Origin of the sequence: Flavobacterium sp. F52, assembly GCF_000278705.1 — a bacterium.
Classification (GTDB): domain Bacteria; phylum Bacteroidota; class Bacteroidia; order Flavobacteriales; family Flavobacteriaceae; genus Flavobacterium; species Flavobacterium anhuiense.
Genome location: NZ_AKZQ01000026.1, coordinates 412,410 through 435,840, shown reverse-complemented (window position 1 = coordinate 435,840; position 23,431 = coordinate 412,410). Strand labels below are relative to the sequence as shown.

Sequence of the window (23,431 nt, the reverse complement as noted above, 5' to 3'; positions counted from 1 at the left end):
TTTGTAAACTATAAACTATAAAAAAATTGGAAAAATTATAGGCTGTATTTAAGTCCAAAAGTCAATCCAAGACCTGAGATACCAACGTAAGAACTAATATCGTCTGTTGCTTTTGTATTATCAAAACCTGCTGCATTCGTAACTTTACTATTCGAAGTAGTGTTAATTTGCTCTACATATTTTGTATGACTTGCAGAATAAGATGCGTCAGGACGGAAAGATGTTGGAGTATTTAATTTATCTACACCATTTTCAGTATACACTTCTGTTTCTTTAGTTTTCCCATGAACTGTAAAATTGCGGTACTCTAATTCAGCAAAAATCGAAATATGGCTGCCTAATTTATAAGATGTCCCTAATGCTGCCATAAATCCAACTGTAGGATTAGGCTTTACCACATCTTTAGTATAACTGTTAACTACTCCAGCTGGATTAGTATATGTTCTGTTTGTTTCAATTGTTAAATCTCCATGAATTGGAACAATAACCCCTACTTTTGTATAAGGCTCAAATCCATGTGTTTGACCCAAGAACAAAACCAATGCAGGAGCTACATCAAAAGCTCTAATTTTTCCTTCTGCTTTACCTGTTGCAAAAGTTGGTCCTGCAGCTACTAATCTATTTGTTGTTTCAACCATAGTTTTACTGGCACTGCTAAAATAATTAAAACCTACCTCTACTCCTAAACGTGGAGTAAAACGATATCCTGCAGTTAAACCGCTACGAAAACCTTCACCAAAAGAACCATGATTTGTTTCTCTAGAGATTAAAGTCGTACCGTCTGCTGCATAAACATCTGTATTAGGCAAGGCTCCTGAAACAGTTGGAAATTCTGTTGCAGCCGTTTGAATAAAATATGATCCTCCTAATTTAAAATACCAGCTTTCTGGTTTTTCTGCTTTTTCTGTCTGCGCCACTGTCGCCATTGAGCAAACTAATAATCCTAATAAAAATAGGTTCTTTTTCATAATTTTGATTTATTGATTAGTACAAACATAGAATATTTTAACACATTCGTACAGTTTGTAAAGTTAGACTTGGAACGAAAACGTTGTAATTTGGCGCAATATTACTAAAAAAGTATTATGCATGCATATTTTTAACACAAAAAACTACCATCTTTTTAAATTTTAACTGTTAATTTTTTAGTTCAATTTAAAATTAATCTGCATTTTCTCCAATTCTTGCAATAATTCAGTTGAGATTCTAACCTTCACACGGCGGCTAGGCATCGTTAATTTGGTTACTACTTTTATTTCTTCAACTTCATTTACCTCTTGCACTTTTGTACTTTCGAGTGCCGCATCTTCATTTTCATTCTCATCTTCAAAAACGGCATCATCGGCTTCAAAATCGGTTGGCGTTTCTATCTCAACTAGACGCTTTATTTTTTCTAATTCCATAATTTCAAAAGTTACTGAATTCTCTCCTTTATTTTCAGCAAACAAATGACTTAATTTATGAATAAACTCCGGATGCAGATCTTTAATATTCAATAAAACAATTAACTTTTTAGCGAAAGCTTCCAAAATATCCTGCAATTGGCGAATCTCCACAAACTGCATTCTAGGATCCGATTTTTTACCAGTATCGTGATTTACCCATCCATCTTTAATCAATATTTTTATAAAAGCAAAATTGTTCTGAATTAAGAAATGGCGGAATTTCAAATATTCTTCTCCAAAAATCTTAAACTCATAACTCTCATCATAACCTTCTAAGTTGAAAGCCGCCCAACCTTTTCCGTTTTTAGCCACACGATGTTGGACGTTATTAATAATTCCAGCAAACATTAGATTTTTCCCCACATACTCGTTCATGCTTTTTAATGCTTCTAAACGGGCATTACAGAAATATTTCATTTCGAATCTAAAATCATCAAGCGGATGTCCAGAAATATAGATTCCGACAACTTCTTTTTCTTTTGCCAGTTTTTCCATTGTACTCCAGTCTTCGCAAGGTGGCACAACAGGCTCTGCGATTTGCACTTCGCTGGTTTCGCCAAACAAACTTACTTGTGAAGAGTTTTCATTTTCCTGAAACTTAGATCCGTAGCGCATTGCTTTTTCGTAGAAAGTTATTCCGTCACCATCATCATGGAAATACTGCGCTCTGGTAGTTCCTTCAAATGAATCAAAACCTCCAGCCAATGCTAAGTTCTCAATCGCTTTTTTGTTAGCTGCGCGAAGGTCAATTCGCTTCGCTAAATCAAAAATCGATTTATATCTCCCATCTTTTCTGTTTTCTACGATCGTTTCTACAGCTCCTGCTCCCACGCCTTTAATAGCGCCCATTCCGAAACGAACCGCATAATCATCATTTACTGTAAATTTATAGTACGACTCATTTACGCACGGCCCTAAAACCTGCAATCCCATACGTTTACATTCCTCCATAAAGAACGAAACCTGTTTGATATCGTTCATGTTATTGGAAAGTACCGCTGCCATATATTCGGCAGGATAATGCGCTTTCAAATAAGCCGTTTGATATGCAATCCAAGCATAACAAGTCGAGTGCGATTTATTGAAGGCGTAACTCGCAAAGGCTTCCCAGTCTTTCCAGATTTTCTCCAAAATTTTAGCATCGTGGCCTTTTGCTGCAGCTTGTTCAACAAACTTCGGCTTCATTTTGTCTAGTACGTCTTTTTGCTTTTTACCCATCGCTTTACGCAAGACGTCGGCCTCACCCTTTGTAAATCCTGCCAAAGACTGAGACAAAAGCATTACCTGCTCTTGGTAAACGGTAATTCCGTACGTTTCAGACAAATATTCCGCACAGGCATCTAAGTCGTATTTGATTTCTTCGTCGCCATTTTTTCTCCGAACGAAAGACGGAATATACTCCAAAGGCCCTGGACGATATAAGGCGTTCATGGCAATTAAATCTCCAAAAACTGTTGGCTTCAGGTCTTTCATGTATTTCTGCATCCCGGGTGACTCGTATTGGAAGATTCCAACAGTTTCACCTCTTTGGAAAAGCGCATACGTTTCTTCATCATCGATTGGGAAAGTATCTGGATTCAATTCAATTCCCGTTCTATATTTTACCAGTTTTACGGTATCTTTTATCAGCGTAAGGGTCTTCAGACCCAAGAAGTCCATTTTCAGCAATCCGGCACTTTCTGCAACCGAGTTGTCAAACTGCGTTACATATAAATCGGAATCTTTTGCGGTTGTTACGGGAACATAATTCGTAATATCTGATGGTGTAATAATTACCCCGCAGGCATGAATTCCCGTGTTACGCATAGATCCTTCCAAGATTTTTGCCTGCTGAATGGTTTCTCCTGCCAAATCATCTTCATTTGCAATGGCAATTAATTCTTTTACATTGTCAAATTCGTCCGAACGAAGGGCTTTTTTAACCTCCTCTTCACTCTCGGAAATAAAACGCGCCAAATTCCATTTTGACGGCATCATTCCCGGAATCAATTTTGCGATTCTATCGGCTTCAAATAATGGCAAATCCAGTACACGAGCTGTATCACGAATTGCCGATTTGGTCGCCATTTTACCATATGTGATAATCTGAGCTACCTGTTTTTGACCGTATTTGTTGATTACGTATTCCATTACACGTCCACGACCCTCGTCATCAAAGTCAATATCAATATCGGGCATCGATACACGGTCAGGATTTAGGAAACGCTCAAAAAGCAAATCGTATTTAATCGGGTCGATATTGGTAATTCCGAGACAGTATGCAACGGCAGAACCCGCTGCAGAACCACGTCCAGGCCCTACCGAAACGTCCATTTTTCTTGCCTCAGCGATGAAATCCTGGACAATCAAGAAATAACCGGGATATCCTGAGTTCGAAATTGTCATCAATTCAAAATCCAGACGTTCCTGAATCGATTCTGTGATTTCGCCATAACGTCTTTTTGCTCCTTCCATGGTAAGATGTCGCAAATAAGCATTTTCCCCACGAACGCCATTGTCTTTTTCATCTTCAGGATCAACAAATTCCTGTGGAATCTCAAATTTAGGAAGCAAGACATCTCGATAAAGCGAATATCCTTCTACTTTATCTACAATTTCCTGAATATTGATAATGGCTTCTGGCAAATCGGCAAAGAGCTTTTTCATCTCTTCTTCCGACTTGAAATAATATTCCTGATTTGGAAGTCCGTAGCGGTAACCACGTCCTCTTCCTATTGGCGTTGCCTGTTTTTCACCGTCTTTTACACAAAGTAAAATATCGTGAGCATTGGCATCTTCTTTATTTAAATAATACGTATTATTTGTCGCAATTAATTTTACATTGTGTTTTTTTGAAAACTCAATTAGGGTTTTGTTGACACGATTTTCATCTTCCTGATTGTGTCGCATCACTTCCAAGTAGAAATCGTCTCCAAATTGTTCTTTCCACCAAATCAAAGCTTCTTCAGCTTGGTTTTCACCGATGTTCAGGATTTTACTCGGAATTTCTCCATACAAATTCCCAGACAAAACCATGATATCACCTTTGTATTGTTCTACAATCGTGCGATCTATTCTCGGAACATAATAAAAACCATCTGTATAGGCAATCGAAGCCATTTTCGCCAAATTGTGATATCCGGCTTTATTTTTAGCCAATAAGACAACTTGGTAACCATTGTCTTTTTTACTTTTATCTAAATGGTTGTCGCAAATATTAAATTCGCAGCCAACTATTGGTTTAATTTCGGTTTCCGTCGGTTCTTCTCCCGCTTCAACCAAAGCTTTGTTTTTTGCGGAAGCGCCTTTGTTGTGGTTCATGACAGCACTCACAAAGTGGAAAGCTCCCATCATATTTCCAGTATCGGTCATAGCAACAGCCGGCATTCCATTTTTAGCGGTAGCAGCCACAATATTACCTATTCCTATAGTCGATTGAAGTACCGAAAACTGTGTATGGTTATGTAAATGCGCAAATTTTGCAGCTTTAAAATCGGCTTTGTCTTCTTCTGAAACAACATTTTGCTGCCCTTCTCCAGCTAAAGCTTTAAGCTGTTCCCTGATTTTATCAGAAGCCGCTTTTAAATTGATGTGTTTTAAACCAATAAGCTTAAATGGCTCTGGATTTCTTTCCTGAAAATCTTTGAAATATTCTTTCGGAACGTCAAGCTCTTCTTTAGTAAAAACTTCTCTTCTAACCAATTCTAAGAAACAACGCGTAGTTGCCTCAACGTCGGCAGTTGCGTTGTGCGCTTCCGCGAAAGGAACATTGAATAAATATTCATGCAATTCGGTCAAAGTTGGAAGTTTGAATTTTCCTCCACGACCTCCCGGAAGCTGTAACAATGAAGCTGTAACTTCGGTACAAGTATCCAAAACAGGGATTGAAGCCATAGTAGAATCTACTCCCATTCTATGGAATTCTGCACCCATAATATTCACGTCGAAACCTAAATTCTGTCCAACAATGAATTTGGTTTTACTTAAAGCAATATTGAATTTCTCTAAAACTTCGGCCAAAGTGATTCCATCGGCTTCAGCCAATTCAGTCGAGATTCCGTGGATACGTTCAGCATCATACGGAATGTTAAATCCTTCTGGTTTTACCAAATAATCCTGATGTTCAACAAGCTGTCCCATTTCATCATGAAGCTGCCACGCGATTTGTATACAGCGAGGCCAGTTGTCAGAATCGGTAATTGGGGCGTCCCAGCGTTTTGGTAATCCGGTTGTTTCGGTATCGAATATTAAATACATAGAGTTGTAAAAAGTCAAATTTTAGAACTCCAAATTCCAAATCACAAACATTGCAAACCATTGATAACATGAAATATAACAAAATGTGAAATGAAAAATAGGAGGAATTCAAATTTACGCTTTTTTTACAGAAATAAAGAAGTGAAAGTTGTTAACAAAAACGTTAATTTAAATACGCTCGTAAATAAATAAACACATAGAAACATAGATTTTAGTTTTGTAAAAAGAGATTTTAGAAAATCTAGATTTTCACATATAGCTATGTGTATTTAAAATAAGTATAACGCCTTTTTATACAAAGAAAAACTATGTCTCTATGTGTTTAAAATAATTAAACTCAAAGCTTTTTAATCCAAAAAAGTTCGATTATCCATTTTGGATACTCATTACTCCAAAATGAACACTTTTAAACTACAGTGTATCGTGAACTTTGCTTCATCAAATTATAACAATTAAAAATAATAATCATGAAAACAATTTTTATCACAGGCGCATCATCAGGTTTAGGAAAAGCAACAGCAAAATTATTCCACGAAAAAGGATGGAACGTAATCGCAACCATGAGAACTCCTGAAAAAGAAAAAGAACTTTCTCAATTACCAAACGTAACGCTTTTACCTTTAGACGTTACCAATTTTGATCAAATTCAAAATACAGTTCAAAAAGCTCTAGAAATTAGCGATATAGATATTGTTTTTAACAATGCTGGTTATGGATTAATAGGCCCTTTGGAAAGCCTTACGGATGATCAAATTACAAAACAGCTAAACACTAATTTATTGGGAGTAATTCGCGTTACAAATGCTTTTATACCGTATTTCAGAGAAAGAAAAAGCGGTTTGTTTATCTCTACAACTTCTATTGGCGGATTGATTGCTTTTCCTTTAGGATCAATTTATCATGCAACAAAATGGGGATTAGAAGGCTGGAGCGAAAGTATGGCTTATGAATTGAATCCGTTTGGAATACATATTAAAACGGTTTCTCCTGGCGGTATCAAAACTGAATTTCTTCATGGTTCATTAGATACTGGTGCCAAACCTGAATATCAGACAATGGTAGATAAAATGTTTGCTAGTGTTGACACCATGTTTGAAATGGCATCAACTCCAGAACAAATTGCCGATGTTGTTTACGAAGCTGCAACTGACGGAAAAAATCAATTAAGATATGTTGCCGGCGAAGATGCAAAAGCATTTTACAAACAAAGACTAGAAGTTGGAGACGAAGTTTTTCGTTCTGAATTTGGCAAACAATTTTTTGGAGAATAATTCATTTCAAACTAATACCGTTCAGGTTTCAAGAAGCCGAACGGTATTAGTCTTTTAAATTTTCATACCTTTATATCATGGAAAAGAAAACTCATAATCCAGCAAAAATCTCTTCTATATCGCAGTTTCATGATCTATTTCAACTTCCAAAGCCGCTTCATCCGATGGTGAGTTTGGTAGATAACACACAATTGGTCATAAATGAAAATTTAGCGAATCACGCCTTTTTGCTCGATTTTTACAAGATATCCTACAAGTTTTCTACCAACGGAAAAATGGGCTACGGTCAAGGCTATTATGATTTTAATGAAGGCGGACTCATGTTTGCTTCTCCCAATCAGTTAATTTTTACTGAAAATGAAGAAGGCGCAGAATACGGCGGCTATACACTTTTATTTCATCCCGATTTTATTCGGAATTATCCTTTGGGGAAAAGCATCAAAAAATATGGTTTCTTTTCTTATGACACCAATGAAGCACTGCATCTTTCTGACAGTGAAAAAACAACCATTATCGGATTATTACAAAGTATCGACAACGAACTCAATACCACAATAGATGAAATGAGTCAGGATGTAATTGTTTCTTATATTGATGTTTTGCTAAATTACAGCAATCGTTTTTACAAACGCCAATTCATTACCAGAAAAACTATCAGTCACGATTTATTATTAAAAGTTGAAGAGACTCTGGACAACTACATCAGCAACGCAGAAACCTTGAAAAAAGGATTGCCAACAGTAGAATTTCTAGCTTCACAAGTTAATGTTTCAAGCCATTATTTAAGCGACATGCTTCGCAATTTGACTGGTTTAAACGCACAACAACATATTCATTCGAAATTAATTGAAAAATCAAAAGATTTTCTGATTACGACAAATCTTTCTGTAGCAGAAATTGCCTATCAATTAGGTTTTGAATATCCGCAATCGTTCAGCAAATTATTCAAAAAGAAAACCAGTCTTACTCCATTAGAATTTAAAAATTCACTGAATTAACTTTCAGAAATACTACTTTAAAAAAATCAGTTTTTGCTTCAAAAAAACATAAAATTTCATAAAAATACACTTCTTGGATGTCGTAGTTTTTGATGTTTTATTGAATCTAAATAATGTCAAAAAAACTCTTTTAAAAGCTTTAAAAAACTCAAAAAGCGCTCTTTAAGCAAAATTTTTAAAACTAACAATTATTACTATTTTTATGTAATTTGTTAGATTTTTTCAATCAAATTCTTATATTTTATATTGATTTTGAGATAAATTTGCAAACTATTAAAACATAAAATAAACAAGAAAAATTAAAGCCGAAAAAGAAAATCTAAATCAGTTTCTTTATCATTTTTCTGTCAAATTTTAGTTGCAAAAGCCATTTGGCAATTTGTAAATTAGTTTGGGTATCGTATATAATGAAATATCGAAATTGACGCTTTTTTATCTTTTTTTACTTTTGTTTTGCTATTATAATGAACAGGAAATTGCTGTGGTTATAGAAATTACAATTTAAAAAAATAAAAAATGAGTAAGACATTATTTGACAAAGTATGGGATTCACATGTTGTGCGTAAAATTGAAGATGGGCCAGATGTGTTTTTTATTGACCGCCATTTCATTCATGAAGTTACGAGTCCTGTTGCTTTTTTAGGATTAAAATCAAGAGGCGTTAATGTATTATACCCAGAACGTACTTTTGCAACTGCCGACCACAATACACCAACCATAAACCAACATTTACCAGTTCAGGATCCGCTTTCTGCAAACCAGCTTAAAGCTCTTGAAGACAATGCCGCTGAATACGGAATTTCGCACTGGGGATTAGGCCACCAAAAAAATGGAATTGTACACGTAGTGGGTCCTGAAAACGGAATTACTTTGCCAGGTGCTACTATTGTATGTGGAGATTCGCATACGTCTACTCACGGTGCTTTTGGAGCTATCGCTTTCGGTATCGGAACATCTGAGGTTGAAATGGTGCTTTCTACTCAATGTATTATGCAGCCTAAACCAAAGAAAATGCGTATTAACGTAAACGGACAACTTAGTAAAGGTGTTGGACCAAAAGACGTTGCGCTTTATATCATCTCTAAATTAACTACTTCTGGAGGAACAGGTTATTTTGTGGAGTACGCTGGTGATGTTTTCGAAAACATGACTATGGAAGGCCGTATGACAGTTTGTAACTTAAGTATCGAAATGGGTGCTCGTGGAGGAATGATTGCTCCTGACCAAACAACTTTCGATTTCCTTGAAGGAAGACTTTACGCTCCAAAAGGAGAAGCTTGGACAAAAGCTGTTGAATACTGGAAAACTTTAAAAACAGATCCAGATGCTGTATTTGATGCCGAATTAAATATCAAAGCGGAAGACATCGAACCAATGATTACTTATGGTACAAACCCTGGAATGGGAATTGGCATCACAAAACATATCCCAAGTGCAAAAGAAGTTGAAGGCGGTGAGGAAACTTACAAAAAATCTTTAGCTTACATGGGCTTCAACGAAGACGACGTTATGATTGGAAAACAAATCGATTATGTTTTCTTAGGAAGCTGTACAAACGGACGTATTGAAGATTTTAGAGCTTTTGCTGAAATTGTAAAAGGAAGAAAAAAAGCAGATAATGTTACAGCTTGGTTAGTTCCAGGTTCTCACGTTGTAGAAGCGCAGATTAAGGAAGAAGGAATTTTAGATATTTTGACAGAGGCTGGTTTCGTATTACGTCAGCCGGGTTGTTCCGCTTGTTTAGCAATGAACGATGATAAAGTTCCTGCTGGAAAATATGCAGTAAGTACTTCAAACAGAAACTTTGAAGGTCGTCAAGGCCCTGGTTCAAGAACACTTCTTGCAAGTCCAATTATGGCTGCTGCAGCTGCTGTTACAGGAAAATTGACAGATCCAAGAGAACTGTTCTAGTCAATGACAATTTCAAAAATTCAATAAAATTGCTTTTAGATTTATTATAGATTCTCATTTTAAGAAATCTAAAATCTAAAATCTAAAATCCAAAATCTAAAATTAAAATGGCATACGATAAATTTAATATACTTACTAGCAGTGCAGTGCCACTGCCAATTGAGAACGTAGATACAGATCAAATCATTCCAGCTCGTTTCTTAAAAGCTACAAAACGTGAAGGCTTTGGAGACAATCTTTTTAGAGACTGGAGATACAACGGAGATGATACTCCAAAAGCAGATTTCGTTTTAAACAATCCAACTTACAGCGGGAAAATTCTTGTAGGAGGAAAAAATTTCGGTTCTGGATCTTCTAGAGAGCACGCTGCGTGGGCGGTTTACGATTACGGATTCCGTGCTGTAGTTTCTAGCTTCTTTGCTGACATCTTCAAAGGAAACTGTTTGAATATTGGTGTACTGCCAGTTCAAATTAGCCCTGAGTTTTTGGAAAACATTCTCAAAGCTATCGAAGCTGATCCAAAAACAGAATTAGAAATCAATCTTCCAAACCAAACGATTACTTTATTGTCAACTGGTGAGCAAGAGTCTTTTGCTATTAATGGTTACAAAAAGAACAATCTTATTAATGGTTTTGACGATATTGATTATTTACAAAACATGAAGGAAGACATTAAAGCTTTCGCCGATAAACTTCCTTACTAATAGAAATATCATTCACTCTATTAGACCCGACAGGCTTCAAAACCTCTCGGGTCTTTCTAAATTAAATTAGAAAATATAAAACGCGGATGAAACAGATTTGCTATCGCAATCCCGATAGCTATCGGCAGCAGATTGACACGAATTTTTGTTTTAACTAAAAAAATAAAATCCGTTTTTTTTCAGCGTCTTCGCGAAAGCGAATCCGTAAAATCAGCGTCACAATTAAAATCGGATATTAAAATATCCAACCCGTTAGAAATTAGAATATCAATATGGAAAAAAGAAAAATTGAAATAATGGATACGACGCTTCGTGATGGTGAACAAACCTCCGGAGTATCATTTTCTGCTGCAGAAAAACTGACCATTGCGCAATTGTTGCTGGAGGAATTAAATATTGATAGAATAGAAATTGCTTCTGCACGCGTGAGCGAAGGAGAATTTCAGGCTGTAAAAGGCATTACTTCATGGGCTGAAGAGAAAGGATATAGTAACAGAATTGAAGTTCTAACATTTGTTGATGGAGGCGTTTCAATTGACTGGATGAAAAAAGCCGGCGCCAAAGTGCAGAATTTATTGACCAAAGGTTCAATGAATCACTTAACGCATCAATTGAAAAAAACTCCAGAACAGCATTTCTCTGAAATCGCCCAAATCATTTCTTTAGCAAAAAAAAACAATATTGAAACTAATGTTTATCTGGAAGACTGGAGCAACGGAATGAGAAATTCGCCAGACTATGTTTTTCAATTCTTGGATTTCTTAACAACTCAGCCAATTAAAAGAGTTTTACTTCCTGATACTTTAGGAGTTTTAATTCCATCTTTAACTTTTGAATTTATTTCAAAAATCAGAGCGAAATATCCAAACATTCATTTTGATTTCCATGCACATAACGATTACGATTTAAGTGTTGCCAACGTTATGGAAGCAATAAAAGCAGGAATCAACGGACTTCACGTAACGGTAAACGGAATGGGAGAACGCGCTGGAAATGCACCTCTTGAAAGCACTGTTGCTGTTATTAACGATTATTTGCCACAAGTAAACATCAACGTAAAAGAAACTTCTTTGTATTCTGTGAGTAAATTGGTAGAAACTTTTACAGGCTACAGAATCCCTGCAAATAAACCAATTGTTGGCGACAACGTCTTTACGCAAACAGCTGGAATTCACGCTGATGGAGATAATAAAAACAATCTTTATTTTAATGATCTTCTTCCAGAACGTTTTGGAAGAAAACGTAAATATGCTCTCGGAAAAACTTCTGGAAAAGCCAATATCGAGAAAAATCTTCAGGAATTAGGCCTAAAATTAAACAATGAAGATTTGAAATTGGTTACCCAAAGAATTATTGAATTGGGCGACAAAAAAGAAACCGTAACAAAAGAAGATCTTCCATACATTATTTCAGATGTTTTGGATAGTCATACTTACGAAGAAAAAATTACGATAAACTCCTACATGCTGGTTCATTCTAAAGGAATGCGCCCATCGACGACTTTATCTTTAAATTTAAACGGAGAAATAATCGAAGAAAACGCCCAAGGAGACGGTCAGTTCGATGCTTTTATGAATGCTTTATCGAAGATTTATAAAAGCAAAAAACTTACGCTTCCGAAATTGATCGATTATGCCGTGAGAATCCCGCCAGGAAGTAGTTCTGATGCGTTGTGCGAAACCATTATTACATGGGTCAACAACGGAAAAGAATTCAAAACCCGCGGATTAGACTCTGACCAAACTGTTGCAGCGATTATTGCAACGCAGAAAATGTTGAATATAATTACATAGGTTCTAAGTTGCTAAGATTCTAAGCCACTAAGTTTTTCTTCTTTGAACTCAGAATCTTCGCAACTCAGAATCTTAAAAACAAAACTAAGTAATAAGAATAAAAACTTAGAATCTTAGCAACTCAGAACCTTAGAACCTTTTAAAAAATATAGAATGAAATTAAACATAGCCCTTTTAGCCGGAGACGGAATCGGACCAGAAGTAATCAATGAAGCTGTAAAAGTATCTGATGCTGTTGCGAAAAAATTTGGACATGAAATCACTTGGAAACCTGCTTTAACTGGAGCTGCAGCAATTGATGCCGTAGGAGAACCTTATCCAGATGCAACTCACGAAATTTGTAAAAATGCTGATGCGGTTCTTTTCGGAGCAATCGGACACCCAAAATACGATAACGATCCTTCTGCGCCAGTACGTCCAGAGCAAGGTTTATTAAAAATGCGTAAAGCATTAGGTTTGTTCGCAAACGTAAGACCAACTTTTACATTCCCATCTTTATTAGACAAATCGCCACTAAAAAGAGAAAGAATTGAAGGAACTGATTTAGTTTTCTTAAGAGAATTAACTGGCGGAATTTACTTTGGTGAAAAAGGAAGAAAAGATAATGGAGATACAGCTTATGACAACTGTGTTTACACAAGAGCAGAGGTTCAGCGTTTAGCTAAAAAAGGTTTCGAATTGGCCATGACACGTTCTAAAAAATTATGCTGCGTTGATAAGGCAAACGTTTTGGAAACTTCTCGTTTGTGGAGAGAAACAGTTCAGGCAATGGAAAAAGATTATCCAGAGGTTGAAGTGAGCTACGAATTTGTTGACGCTGTTGCAATGCGTTTGGTTCAATGGCCAAACTCTTATGATGTATTAATTACTGAAAACTTATTTGGAGACATCTTAACAGACGAAGCTTCTGTAATTTCTGGTTCAATGGGATTAATGCCTTCTGCATCTATGGGAGCTGAAGTATCTTTATTTGAACCTATTCACGGTTCTTACCCACAAGCTACAGGATTAAATATTGCAAATCCAATGGCTACTATTTTATCTGCTGCTATGATGTTCGAAAACTTCGGATTAATGGAAGAAGGAAAAGCAATGAGAGATGCCGTAAACAAAGCTTTAGAAGCTGGAGTAGTTACTGAAGATTTAGCAAACGGAGGCAAAGCATACGGTACTAAAGAAGTTGGTGACTGGTTAGCTGCGAATGTATAACAGTTTATTTTGTTTCAGGTTTCAAGTTTCAGGTTGTTGGAACGTGAAACTTGAAACAAATAAAACTTGAAACAAAAAAAGGGATCAACTTTCGTTGATCCCTTTTATATTTTAGAAAAAAAACATTAATATTCTCTTCTGTTTCCGCGATCTCCGCCACGGTTGTTTCCGTAACCACCACGATCGTTTCCTCTGCGGTTGTTATTAAAACTTCTTCTTTCGCCCTCTGGTTTTGGCTCAGATTTATTTACAACGATTGTACGACCTGAAACAACAGCACCGTTCAATTCATCGATAGCTTTCTGTGCTTCACTATCATTTGGCATTTCAACAAAACCAAAGCCTTTACTTCTTCCAGTAAATTTATCAGTAATAATTTTAACAGAGTCAACTGTTCCATAAGCCTCAAAAGACTCTCTTAAATCTGCTTCCTCAATACTGAATGGAAGGCTCCCAACGAAAATATTCATAGATATTTATTTATAATAAGAAGCAAATGTAGTCTTATTTATATCTAATCTACTATGTTATGGATTTATTTAAGTTTTTATTCTGATTTGATGAGGCTCAAATTAGGAAATTAATTGTTGACTGGAACAAAGTTAGGCCCCTGTGTCACTGGAATTTTATAAAAAACGCCTTCCGAAAAATGCATAGTTTGTTTTTCAGCATTTGGATCACTATTAACCGCTGTAAATTTAAACGTTCCTGAAATAGTGTTATCAACAGTATTGTATTCTGTAACGATAATTTCTCCTGTTCCTTTGCCTGTTCCAGTGCTAAATTCTGCTTCCTGTCCTTTATAAGTATCCTTATAAATGGCTTTTACATCATCATTTATACCTAAAACATATGTTTTCTTAGACGGTTCAGAAAGTTGAAGTTTGATTTGCTCGTAGCCCAAAGACCCCTCAATAACAAAAAAATCATTCGTTTCGATTCCAGCCTCATAAACTTGTGCTCTCCAAAAAGTATTATCTTTTAAGGTCTGAAAAGCTGGATTATTAAATTTTATATCCTCGGTACAAGATACAAGCAGAAGTAAAAGTGATAAAAAATAAAAGTATTTTTTCATATTTAAAATGAATTTGATGCAAAAGTATCGCATTAAGAGCTAAATACTTAAATTAAAAAGTCAAAAAAATGCTAAAAAAACAATTCAAATAGATTTAATCTCTTTTAAAACGCATTTTTCATAAAAAAATTATATCTTTGCGCCCTTAATTAACAGAGGTCGAGTACCTCAAAATTTAATCACTAGATTATGTCAGTAAAAATTAGATTACAAAGACACGGTAAAAAAGGAAAACCTTTTTACTGGGTAGTAGCTGCAGATGCACGCTCAAAAAGAGATGGTAGATACTTAGAGAAAATCGGTACTTACAATCCAAACACTAACCCAGCAACTGTTGAGTTAAACCTTGACAGCGCAGTTAAATGGTTACACAATGGTGCTCAACCAACTGATACTGCTAGAGCTATCCTTTCTTACAAAGGTGCTTTATTGAAACACCACCTTGATGGAGGAGTTCGTAAAGGTGCTTTAACACAAGAGCAAGCAGATGCTAAATTAACTGCTTGGTTAGAAGCAAAAGCTGGTAAAGTTGATGCTAAAAAAGATGGTTTATCTAAAGCAAAAGCTGATGCTAAAGCAAAAGCTTTAAAAGCTGAGCAAGAAGTTAACGCGAAACGTGTTGCTGATGCTGCCGCTGCACAAGCTGAAGCTGCTGCCGCTGCACAAGCTGCTGAGGCTACAGAAGAAGTTGCTGAAGCTACTGAAGAAGCTCCTGCTGCTGAAGAGAATAACGAAACAACTGAAGCATAATTTTACTTAGCGATAATGCGTAAAGAAGATTGTTTTTATTTAGGTAAAATCGCTAAAAAATTTAGTTTCAAAGGTGAAGTCTTAGTCTATTTAGACACAGATGAACCTGAGTTATACGAAAATCTGGAATCAGTGTTTGTTGAAAGCAACAAACACTTGGTTCCTTTTTTCATTGAAACAAGCTCATTACACAAAAACGACTTTTTAAGAGTTCGTTTTGAAGATGTAAATACTGAAGAAGATGCAGATGCTCTTGTTGGCAGTCCTATCTATCTTCCTTTAACTATGTTGCCAAAACTTACTGGTAACAAATTTTACTTCCATGAAGTTATTGGTTTCGAAATTGAAGACAAACGTTTAGGCGTTTTCGGAAAAATAACTTCTATTAATGATTCAACTGCACAGCCTCTTTTTGAAGTTTTAAATGGTGAAGTCGAAATCTTAGTTCCTATGATTGATCAATTTCTAGTAAAAATCGATCGTGAGAACAAAAAAGTTATCATGGATCTTCCTGAAGGCCTTATTGAGATGTACTTATAAAAGTATTCAGTCTCGGTCACAGTTTTCAGCCATTACCTATCGTAAATTTTATTTATTCAGAAATGTGTTTATTTAGCTTCAAGCAATTTTCTATTAAACAAGACAGAACCGCTATGAAAGTTGGCACCGATGGCGTTTTATTGGGTGCTTGGACTCCTATTTCTCATAACCCTTTTAGTATTTTAGATATTGGTGCGGGAACTGGAGTTATTGCTCTGATGCTGGCACAAAGAAGTCATGCTGAACAAATTGATGCTCTTGAAATCGATGAAGATGCTTACGAGCAGGCTGTAGAAAATTTTGAAGCTTCTCCTTGGGGCGATAGATTATTTTGTTTTCATGCCGGCCTGGATGAATTTATTGATGAACCAGAAGATGAATACGATTTGATAGTTTCGAATCCTCCTTTCTATTCTGAAGATTATAAATCCGAAAATGAACAGCGTGATCTAGCACGTTTTCAGGATGCAATGCCTTTTGAAGAAATTGTTGAAGCTGCCGATTTATTACTTTCAGAAAACGGAATACTTGCTTTAATTATTCCTTTCAAAGAAGAGGAAAAATTTATTGCTCTGGCGAAAGAAGCCGAGTTATATCCTCTAAAAATTACTCGAGTAAAAGGAACTCTAAAATCAGAAATTAAACGCAGTTTATTGGCTTTTAGCAGAAATAAAGTTTCTGAAATTGAAATAGATGAATTAGTGATTGAAATCGATCGCCATGTTTACACTCCAGAATATATTGAGCTGACTAAAGATTTTTATCTTAAATTTTAAACCTGTTCAAATATACTTTTAAACTGATACAAAATTCTTTCAATCAATCTCAAATCTTCGGTTACAATTTCTGCACTTCCTTTCATTTCCTGCTGAAATGTAATCTGTTTATTATACGATGTTTTCAGTCCATTTGGAAGCGCAACATCTATAAGAAGATTGCCATCCATATCGGGCACCAATGAAATATTTTTGATTTCGCCTTTCAAAACGCCAAACTCCCTATCTGGGTAGTTTGCCAAACGGATATTGACACGCTGCCCCACTTTTATTTTTCCTGAATTTAAAGCTGGCGCTTTTACCTTTCCTATAAAGCTGTTCTTAGCATCTGGGATTATAGAAAATACATTATCTCCAACATTTATGGTCTGATTTTCATTCCACACCTGCAGAAAAGTTACTTTACCGCTGATAGAAGATTTTAATGCATATGCCAGCTCCCATTCCCTAATCACTTTTTTCAGCTGATAAAACGACTGTGACACGTTACGTCCAAGATTAACTTCTTCTCTAGTGCTGTTTATCTGCGAATTCTGACTTGATTTTGTGTTATCAATCAAAGAAGACCTTAATTGGGAAATCGACGATAATAGGCTTCTATAATTCTTCTGTGCCTGAAGAAAACTCAGTTTTTTAGCTTCCATTTCTTGGGCAGAAATAATTCCTTTATTAAATAAAGTCTCAAAGCGTGCTACTTCATTTTTTTGCAGTTCCAGCTCATGTTCGTTAATTGTTTTCTGTTGCTGCAGAATTTCTATTCTTTGGGTTATCTGGATTTTTTCAGACTGCTGTGCTCTGCTTTCCACCTGATAAGGATGAAGGTCTTTATTTAGTTCCTGAGCCTGATAATCTTTCTGAAAACCTGCGAAAGCACTTTCTATTTCGCCGAGCTGTTTATTTTGCAACAGATCAAAAGGAAACTCTTTTGTTGAGCTGCTAATATCATAACTGTCCACAATTTTTTTCAGCAGAAAAACATCTTTATAATTCGCCGTATTTTCAATAATGGCCAGCGTGCTATTTTTATCCACCTCTGTTTTATCTTTTACTAAAATCGCTTCAATTCGTCCAGAAGACTTTGATACTATTTTCTCTGGCGGAATATTAGTTGTAATTACAATTTCTGTTTTTACAGTATCTGGATATTTGACGAACCAAGAAACAAAAAACAGCATGATAATAATGGCAAATATCAGAACGGTTCCCCATCGTATCATCCAATGCGGAACTTTGATCAGAATATCCTGAACCTCTTCACTTCTTAATTCAAATGTATCGTTGTTTTCTGCCATGACTAATTTCCTAACTGCAATTGATTTTTAACCAATTCAAAATAATTTCCTCTTTGTTCTACCAGTGTGGTATGGTTCCCTATTTCAATAATTTTACCTTTATCCAAAACCACAATCTGGTCTGCATTCATGACCGTGCTTAATCGATGCGCAATTACAATTACGGTTTTGTTTTTAAAGAAAATATCAAGCTTCTGCATAATTTCTTTTTCATTGTTGGCGTCAAGGGCAGATGTTGCTTCATCGAAAAACAAAATTTCAGGATTTTTATATACTGCTCTGGCAATCAGCAATCGCTGTTTTTGCCCGGTGCTCATTCCCAATCCTTCTGCTCCAATTTTGGTGTTATAGCCCAATGGGAGCTCGCTTACATATTGTGTAATATTTGCGACATCAGATGCATAAAGCAATCGTTCTTTGTCGATTTTATCAGCCCCAACTGCAATATTATTTGCAATTGTATCGGTAAAAATATACCCCTCCTGCATAACCGCTCCAATATTAGATCTCCATGCTTTCTGTGAAATATTTTTCAATTGAGCACTCCCAATACTGACTTCGCCTTTGTCTGGATTGTAAAACTTCAGCAAGAGTTTCATCAATGTTGTTTTTCCGCTTCCGCTTACTCCCACTATTGCTGTCACTTTATTAGCTGGAATCTTTAAACTTAAGTTATCTAAAACAGGAACATCTGAACCTAAATACCTATAAGTAACATTTTTTAATTCGATATCTGAATCATACGGCACATCAATGGACTGATGCTCTTCTTCTTGCGTTTCGTCTTCTTTTTCGTGAATTTCTGATAATCTTGCCAATGAAATTTTAGCATCCTGAAGCTCTCTCACAAATTGGATCAGCTGTGTAATTGGCCCATTCAAACTGCCTACAATCGAATTAATGGCCAGCATCATCCCCAGCGTTATAGAACCATCAATAACTAATTTTGCAGATAAAAACGTAATGAAAATATTTTTCAGTTCATTTATTACTGACGAACCAATGCTTTGCGACTGCTCTAAAACCAAACCTTTTATAGAAACCCTAAACAATCTTGCCTGAACATATTCCCAGCCCCAGCGTTTCTGTTTTTCTGCATTATGGAGCTTAATTTCCTGCATTCCGTTTATCAGCTCCATTACCTTGCTTTGCTCTACAGAAACTTCAGCAAAACGTTTGTAATCCAAAATTTCTCTTCGTTTTAAAAACATGCTTATCCAGCCAAAATAAAGAATGCTTCCGACAAAAAACACCAGAAATATCTTGAGATTAAAATAAGCCAAAACTGCCCCCAATACAAACATATTGATAACAGAAAATAGCACATTTAAAGAGGATGTTGTAAGTATTTTTTCGATTCTACGATGATCATTAATTCGCTGCATGATATCACCGGTCATCCTTACATCAAAAAAAGAAATCGGAAGATTCATTAACTTGATAAAGAAATCAGAAATTAATGAAATATTAATGCGGGTGGAGAGATGAAGCAGTATCCAGCTTCTTATGAGTTCTAAACCTGTTCTCCCAGCAAAAAGGAACAGCTGAGCAAATAGGATCAGATAAATGAAATGAATATTCTGATTCTGGATTCCGACATCGACAATGCTTTGGGTTAAAAATGGAAATATCAACTGTAATAAACTACCCGCAAATAGCCCAATAGCAAGCTGAATAAGAAATGATTTGTATTGAAAGAGGTATTGGGAAAGGAATCTGAATCCCAACCCTAAATCTTCTTCTTTATCAAAATTAGATTGAAAAAATTTTGGAGTCGGTTCAATCAATAATGCTATTCCTTCTTTTATCTCATCATGAGCATTATTTCCAATCCAGAACTTTACAAATTCATCTTTACTGTATTCCAAAAGACCAAAAGCTGGGTCTGAGATATAATATTTGCCTTTTTTTATTTTATAAAGTACAACATAGTGATTATCGTTCCAATGCAGAATGCATGGCAGCGGAGCTTCTTCGATTCTTTTTACAGAGAGTTTTACCCCTAAAGTTCTAAATCCAATTTTTTCAGCAGCATCACTTAAAAAAAGCAAATTACTTCCTTCACGAGTTGTTTCGCTAATATTTCTCAACTCCTGAATGTTGATTGTTTTACCGTAATATTTAGCAATAATTTTTAAACATGTCGGTCCGCAATCTTTGTTATCTGCCTGTTTATAATGAGCGAATTTTTTCAATTTATTATGATTTATTCCAGACCAAATTAAGAAAAAAATTTCTTGTTAATCCATAAAAAAACAGAGAAGACCTAAATCTTCTCTGTTTCAGTATTTAAAAACAAATTTTTTAGCAACACAATTTCTTTAGGACATGGCCGCGGTTACCCTAACCAAATAAAAATAACCTTGCGACCAACTCCTAAGAATCTCAGTACCAATCATCAATACTGAGAATATGCTCAATGTTCCACGATCGAGCGCCTATACATTAAAAAAAACATGACTAAATTCTAAATAAGGCTATATCGTATTACTTTTAAAAAAGTTAAAAATCAACAACAAAGACGACTTGTATCACAAATACCTGATGATGTATTTAGCGGACAAGTTTCGCCTGACGGTATTAAAAAACATCCTGCTTCTAAGGCTTGAACCCAACATTCTGGAATTCCTCCTTTCATAGTTTTCTGTTCATTTTTGTTAATGGACTGAGCACCTTCAAGACTTAAAATTTTCTTTAACATAATTAATACCTTTTTTATCTAGTACAACAGTTTGTTCTGCCTAACTATTTAATATTTCTCAACAACAGTATCATGGCAATTGATATCTTCTGAATATTCATTGCCCAAGATGTTTTTCTGCTCTTTTTTTGTCAGCTTTCTTGTTTCCTTACTTTTTAAAATCTTTTCTAACATAACTGGCTATTTACATTTTTTGGTTTAAGCCTCAAAGTTGCAATAACTTGATGCTTAAAAAAATCCTCTTTAGCAACTTCCGACATAATTATTTGGTATGCAGTTCCAGTATGCTGGCACAGTACCAAATTCTGTACATCTTTTAGCTTTAAATCCATCTTCACAAATAGGAGTATGATCTCTATTCATTGTTTTCAGTTCACTTGCAGTTAATTCTACTGCACCCTTCAATTTTAAAATATTCTTTAACATCACTGCAGGTTTTAAAGTTGGGGTTAACTAATTTCTATTTTAACAGTCTAAATTTCTGTTTCTTAGGCTATTTTCTCTAACACTTGAACTTCTTCTACATAATCATTTAAGAAATATTTCAATTCGTTCAATTCATATTCATTTGGAAATAACCTTTCGTTTACAATCTTAATTGGTGTATAATTAAAATTGTTCATCGAGCACCAATCATATTGCTTCTGAATTTCCTGATTTATCATCATGCTTACAGAATCAACATTCCATTTTTTTAACCACTTTTTGTGAGTCATTCTTTTAATGTACCAATCTGAAATCGCTTCAACTGTTTTTCCAGGTGTTGTTCTGTTAATAGTTAAAAGCCTTTCTACAACTGCTTTGTAAGGGTTGTCATTATTTTCTGGATTAATATTAAAAAGAACGTTCAAAAATATTTTATCTGGAAACTTTAATACCAAGTCAAAAGCTTCTTGAAAAGTTTTATAACAGTGTCCACAACTTGGGCTAAGAATTACAGAAAGTCTAACTCCTGCATTTCTATTTCCAAATGTCAAACCTCTTAAGTCTTCAAACCCTTTGTTATATTTTACTTTTTTAGATAAGAAATTCAATAAGGAATAGTTTCTTTTGAATTTCTTAAGTTCTTTGAGCGAGTTTTCATTATCAAGCATTTTTCTAATCATCACTTTAACTGCCGCCCAGATTGGTATTAAAAGCAACAAAGAGAATACATAAGGAAAAATTTCATTAAAGCTGAAACTCAATGTAAAAAGATCTGAAGAAAACCAAACAACACTCTGTGCCAATATTAAAAATGATATTGCTAAACACATTATGCACCATTTTTGAATCTCAAATTTTTGAATCCAAATCGAGCATACTATTATTGGAATAGCTAATAAACTTAAGAATCCAACAAAAATCGCTGAACTTAAAGGCTGAACCAATATTGCTATAATACTTGAACTAAAGAAAAGCAATGGCAAATCTGAAAAACTCAACCATTTATTTGCTATATCATCATTAAAGCTTATTACCGAGTGACAAGAAGAATTAGTACTTAAATTACAGAATTTTGAAATTACAGTATTTTTAACTCCCCACTTCTCTTGAACTATAAAGATACTTACGATTAAACCGAGAACTGATGTCACCAAAAATGAAGCGCTAAACCAATCAAAACGATTATAGAACAAAGACAATCCTGCTACAAGCGCAAGAGGCAGAAAATATTTTAGCCAGTTGTATTCTATTTTTAGATTATCTCTTGCTACAACATTGTTTGGTTCAATGGCCACAATTACTCCATTCCAATCTAAAAGGAATTTATCATAAGATAATTTTTGGCTTCCTTTTTTTGAGGTTGTGATTCTAACACCGCTTTTAATCTTTTCAACTAGTGTCAATTCATCTTTAAAATATGCCAAAAAATTTGATGGCAAATCTTCAATCTGTTCTTTCGAAACTCTTACAGCAGCATTCTCTACAGAAAGCAAATCAAACGAGTCTGTAATGGCAAACAAACTCGGATAATTTGGATGAGACAAAAACAGATCCTTAAACTCATTTTTGATATCTGAGTAGCGGTTGATTTGCAGAAATTTTTGGACAAGTTTTAACATCGCTTTTGATCGTTTTTAAATCATTTTACACTGCAAAGATTGGGGATTTTATTGATAAAAATCGCATAAACACATACATTTTATTAATTATACCACATACAATTTATAAATTATACCAAGTATAGTATTCTTTTTAATATATTGATTTACAATGATTTACATGTTTGTTTTTTGAATAAAAAGCTTAGAAAGTCCATTTTCGATTAACGGTTTTGCTTTTTATCTAGTTTTGGAAAAGCAATAATCTAAACATTAAAAAACATTAAAAATAGGCTCATAAAAATAGATGTTTTTTTAAAAAAAAATCACACGAATTGGGTTTGAAAAAAAGACTAAAAGAGTCAATTTAAGTTTCTAAAAGATAAAAAAAGCATTTCCAAAAATTGATCTAAGCAGTACATTTTCCGACAAAATAACCCACTTACAAAGCTCTTTTATAATACTGCATTTAGGGATCTCATAAAAATCGTTTAAAAATATTACGAAAGATTTATAGTACTAATTTATTAATTCAAACAAAATATATCATGAAAAAGTCAAAATTAACATTCGAAGATTTTCTACTAGATACAATTTCTAAGAAAGAACAGAAAACAATTAAAGGAGGAGATGAAGAGCCGCTTCCTGAGCCATATCCAAGTAAAGGAAATGGTGGAAATGGAAGTACATAAACAGAACGAAAACA

The 23,431-nt window shown here is 34.9% G+C and carries 19 protein-coding genes; 10 read left to right on the top strand and 9 right to left on the bottom strand.

Features of this window, described 5'->3' with window-relative positions; genetic code table 11:
- Positions 1 to 35: 35 nt before the first annotated feature.
- Positions 36 to 968, bottom strand: a complete 933-nt coding sequence (locus tag FF52_RS13390) for an outer membrane beta-barrel protein (protein ID WP_008466238.1) — start codon at positions 966 to 968, stop codon at positions 36 to 38.
- A gap of 177 nt (positions 969 to 1,145) precedes the next feature.
- Entirely contained in the window at positions 1,146 to 5,681 is a 4,536-nt protein-coding gene (gene dnaE, locus FF52_RS13385; RefSeq protein ID WP_008466237.1) for a DNA polymerase III subunit alpha, read from the bottom strand.
- A gap of 467 nt (positions 5,682 to 6,148) precedes the next feature.
- Here dnaE and FF52_RS13380 point away from each other — a divergent pair, with 467 nt between their 5' ends.
- The 6 genes from FF52_RS13380 to leuB all read left to right on the top strand — a co-directional run bounded on the left by FF52_RS13380 (position 6,149) and on the right by leuB (position 13,567).
- A complete protein-coding gene (locus tag FF52_RS13380; RefSeq protein ID WP_008466236.1) occupies positions 6,149 to 6,952 on the top strand; it encodes an SDR family oxidoreductase in 804 nt (267 codons plus the stop codon).
- A 77-nt stretch (positions 6,953 to 7,029) separates the two neighbouring features.
- The gene (locus FF52_RS13375) at positions 7,030 to 7,950 is read left to right on the top strand and encodes a helix-turn-helix domain-containing protein (protein ID WP_008466235.1); all 921 of its coding nucleotides are present in this window, start codon (positions 7,030 to 7,032) and stop codon (positions 7,948 to 7,950) included.
- 516 nt (positions 7,951 to 8,466) lie between these two features.
- The gene (leuC, locus tag FF52_RS13370; protein ID WP_008466234.1) at positions 8,467 to 9,861 is read left to right on the top strand and encodes a 3-isopropylmalate dehydratase large subunit; all 1,395 of its coding nucleotides are present in this window, start codon (positions 8,467 to 8,469) and stop codon (positions 9,859 to 9,861) included.
- Positions 9,862 to 9,968: 107 nt separating this feature from the next.
- A complete protein-coding gene (leuD, locus tag FF52_RS13365; protein WP_008466233.1) occupies positions 9,969 to 10,565 on the top strand; it encodes a 3-isopropylmalate dehydratase small subunit in 597 nt (198 codons plus the stop codon).
- Positions 10,566 to 10,837: 272 nt separating this feature from the next.
- The gene (locus FF52_RS13360; protein WP_008466231.1) at positions 10,838 to 12,358 is read left to right on the top strand and encodes an alpha-isopropylmalate synthase regulatory domain-containing protein; all 1,521 of its coding nucleotides are present in this window, start codon (positions 10,838 to 10,840) and stop codon (positions 12,356 to 12,358) included.
- A 153-nt stretch (positions 12,359 to 12,511) separates the two neighbouring features.
- Entirely contained in the window at positions 12,512 to 13,567 is a 1,056-nt protein-coding gene (gene leuB / locus FF52_RS13355; RefSeq protein ID WP_008466229.1) for a 3-isopropylmalate dehydrogenase, read from the top strand.
- A 125-nt stretch (positions 13,568 to 13,692) separates the two neighbouring features.
- Here leuB and FF52_RS13350 read toward each other — a convergent pair whose 3' ends face one another.
- Positions 13,693 to 14,037: an RNA recognition motif domain-containing protein gene (locus FF52_RS13350; protein WP_008466228.1), complete on the bottom strand. Its 345-nt coding sequence runs from the start codon at positions 14,035 to 14,037 to the stop codon at positions 13,693 to 13,695.
- Positions 14,038 to 14,147: 110 nt separating this feature from the next.
- On the bottom strand, positions 14,148 to 14,642 hold the full coding sequence (locus FF52_RS13345) for a DUF6252 family protein (protein WP_008466227.1): 495 nt from the start codon (positions 14,640 to 14,642) through the stop codon (positions 14,148 to 14,150).
- Between the two features lie 189 nt (positions 14,643 to 14,831).
- Here FF52_RS13345 and FF52_RS13340 point away from each other — a divergent pair, with 189 nt between their 5' ends.
- From FF52_RS13340 to FF52_RS13330, 3 genes are all read left to right on the top strand, one after another.
- Entirely contained in the window at positions 14,832 to 15,392 is a 561-nt protein-coding gene (locus tag FF52_RS13340; protein ID WP_008466226.1) for a 30S ribosomal protein S16, read from the top strand.
- A 15-nt stretch (positions 15,393 to 15,407) separates the two neighbouring features.
- Positions 15,408 to 15,932: a ribosome maturation factor RimM gene (gene rimM / locus FF52_RS13335; RefSeq protein ID WP_008466225.1), complete on the top strand. Its 525-nt coding sequence runs from the start codon at positions 15,408 to 15,410 to the stop codon at positions 15,930 to 15,932.
- Positions 15,933 to 16,045: 113 nt separating this feature from the next.
- Entirely contained in the window at positions 16,046 to 16,708 is a 663-nt protein-coding gene (locus tag FF52_RS13330) for a tRNA1(Val) (adenine(37)-N6)-methyltransferase (RefSeq protein WP_008466223.1), read from the top strand.
- Here FF52_RS13330 and FF52_RS13325 read toward each other — a convergent pair.
- The 5 genes from FF52_RS13325 to FF52_RS13310 all read right to left on the bottom strand — a co-directional run bounded on the left by FF52_RS13325 (position 16,705) and on the right by FF52_RS13310 (position 22,746).
- Positions 16,705 to 18,000 carry an HlyD family secretion protein gene (locus tag FF52_RS13325; RefSeq protein ID WP_008466222.1) on the bottom strand — a complete coding sequence of 432 codons (1,296 nt, stop codon included), beginning with the start codon at positions 17,998 to 18,000 and terminating at the stop codon, positions 16,705 to 16,707. The genes FF52_RS13330 and FF52_RS13325 overlap by 4 nt on opposite strands.
- A gap of 2 nt (positions 18,001 to 18,002) precedes the next feature.
- The gene (locus tag FF52_RS13320; protein ID WP_008466220.1) at positions 18,003 to 20,195 is read right to left on the bottom strand and encodes a peptidase domain-containing ABC transporter; all 2,193 of its coding nucleotides are present in this window, start codon (positions 20,193 to 20,195) and stop codon (positions 18,003 to 18,005) included.
- A 314-nt stretch (positions 20,196 to 20,509) separates the two neighbouring features.
- A complete protein-coding gene (locus FF52_RS23775) occupies positions 20,510 to 20,701 on the bottom strand; it encodes a hypothetical protein (RefSeq protein WP_008466219.1) in 192 nt (63 codons plus the stop codon).
- A 243-nt stretch (positions 20,702 to 20,944) separates the two neighbouring features.
- Positions 20,945 to 21,127: a hypothetical protein gene (locus tag FF52_RS23770; RefSeq protein ID WP_008466216.1), complete on the bottom strand. Its 183-nt coding sequence runs from the start codon at positions 21,125 to 21,127 to the stop codon at positions 20,945 to 20,947.
- Positions 21,128 to 21,189: 62 nt separating this feature from the next.
- Entirely contained in the window at positions 21,190 to 22,746 is a 1,557-nt protein-coding gene (locus tag FF52_RS13310) for a vitamin K epoxide reductase family protein (protein ID WP_008466214.1), read from the bottom strand.
- Between the two features lie 527 nt (positions 22,747 to 23,273).
- On the opposite strand from FF52_RS13310, the gene FF52_RS23545 reads away from it, so the two are divergent.
- On the top strand, positions 23,274 to 23,417 hold the full coding sequence (locus tag FF52_RS23545; protein ID WP_085949278.1) for an rSAM-modified peptide: 144 nt from the start codon (positions 23,274 to 23,276) through the stop codon (positions 23,415 to 23,417).
- Positions 23,418 to 23,431 lie beyond the last annotated feature (14 nt).

Excerpts from the sequence above, each read along its gene's own strand:
- leuC (WP_008466234.1), top strand. The coding sequence starts at position 8,467 with ATGAGTAAGACATTATTTGACAAAGTATGGGATTCACATGTTGTGCGT.
- FF52_RS13325 (WP_008466222.1), bottom strand. The coding sequence starts at position 18,000 with ATGGCAGAAAACAACGATACATTTGAATTAAGAAGTGAAGAGGTTCAG.
- FF52_RS13330 (WP_008466223.1), top strand. The coding sequence starts at position 16,046 with ATGAAAGTTGGCACCGATGGCGTTTTATTGGGTGCTTGGACTCCTATT.
- FF52_RS13380 (WP_008466236.1), top strand. The coding sequence starts at position 6,149 with ATGAAAACAATTTTTATCACAGGCGCATCATCAGGTTTAGGAAAAGCA.
- FF52_RS13345 (WP_008466227.1), bottom strand. The coding sequence starts at position 14,642 with ATGAAAAAATACTTTTATTTTTTATCACTTTTACTTCTGCTTGTATCT.
- FF52_RS13310 (WP_008466214.1), bottom strand. The coding sequence starts at position 22,746 with ATGTTAAAACTTGTCCAAAAATTTCTGCAAATCAACCGCTACTCAGAT.
- dnaE (WP_008466237.1), bottom strand. The coding sequence starts at position 5,681 with ATGTATTTAATATTCGATACCGAAACAACCGGATTACCAAAACGCTGG.
- FF52_RS23775 (WP_008466219.1), bottom strand. The coding sequence starts at position 20,701 with ATGTTAAAGAAAATTTTAAGTCTTGAAGGTGCTCAGTCCATTAACAAA.
- leuD (WP_008466233.1), top strand. The coding sequence starts at position 9,969 with ATGGCATACGATAAATTTAATATACTTACTAGCAGTGCAGTGCCACTG.
- FF52_RS13375 (WP_008466235.1), top strand. The coding sequence starts at position 7,030 with ATGGAAAAGAAAACTCATAATCCAGCAAAAATCTCTTCTATATCGCAG.
- FF52_RS13360 (WP_008466231.1), top strand. The coding sequence starts at position 10,838 with ATGGAAAAAAGAAAAATTGAAATAATGGATACGACGCTTCGTGATGGT.
- FF52_RS13350 (WP_008466228.1), bottom strand. The coding sequence starts at position 14,037 with ATGAATATTTTCGTTGGGAGCCTTCCATTCAGTATTGAGGAAGCAGAT.
- rimM (WP_008466225.1), top strand. The coding sequence starts at position 15,408 with ATGCGTAAAGAAGATTGTTTTTATTTAGGTAAAATCGCTAAAAAATTT.
- FF52_RS13390 (WP_008466238.1), bottom strand. The coding sequence starts at position 968 with ATGAAAAAGAACCTATTTTTATTAGGATTATTAGTTTGCTCAATGGCG.
- FF52_RS23770 (WP_008466216.1), bottom strand. The coding sequence starts at position 21,127 with ATGTTAAAGAATATTTTAAAATTGAAGGGTGCAGTAGAATTAACTGCA.
- leuB (WP_008466229.1), top strand. The coding sequence starts at position 12,512 with ATGAAATTAAACATAGCCCTTTTAGCCGGAGACGGAATCGGACCAGAA.
- FF52_RS13340 (WP_008466226.1), top strand. The coding sequence starts at position 14,832 with ATGTCAGTAAAAATTAGATTACAAAGACACGGTAAAAAAGGAAAACCT.
- FF52_RS23545 (WP_085949278.1), top strand. The coding sequence starts at position 23,274 with ATGAAAAAGTCAAAATTAACATTCGAAGATTTTCTACTAGATACAATT.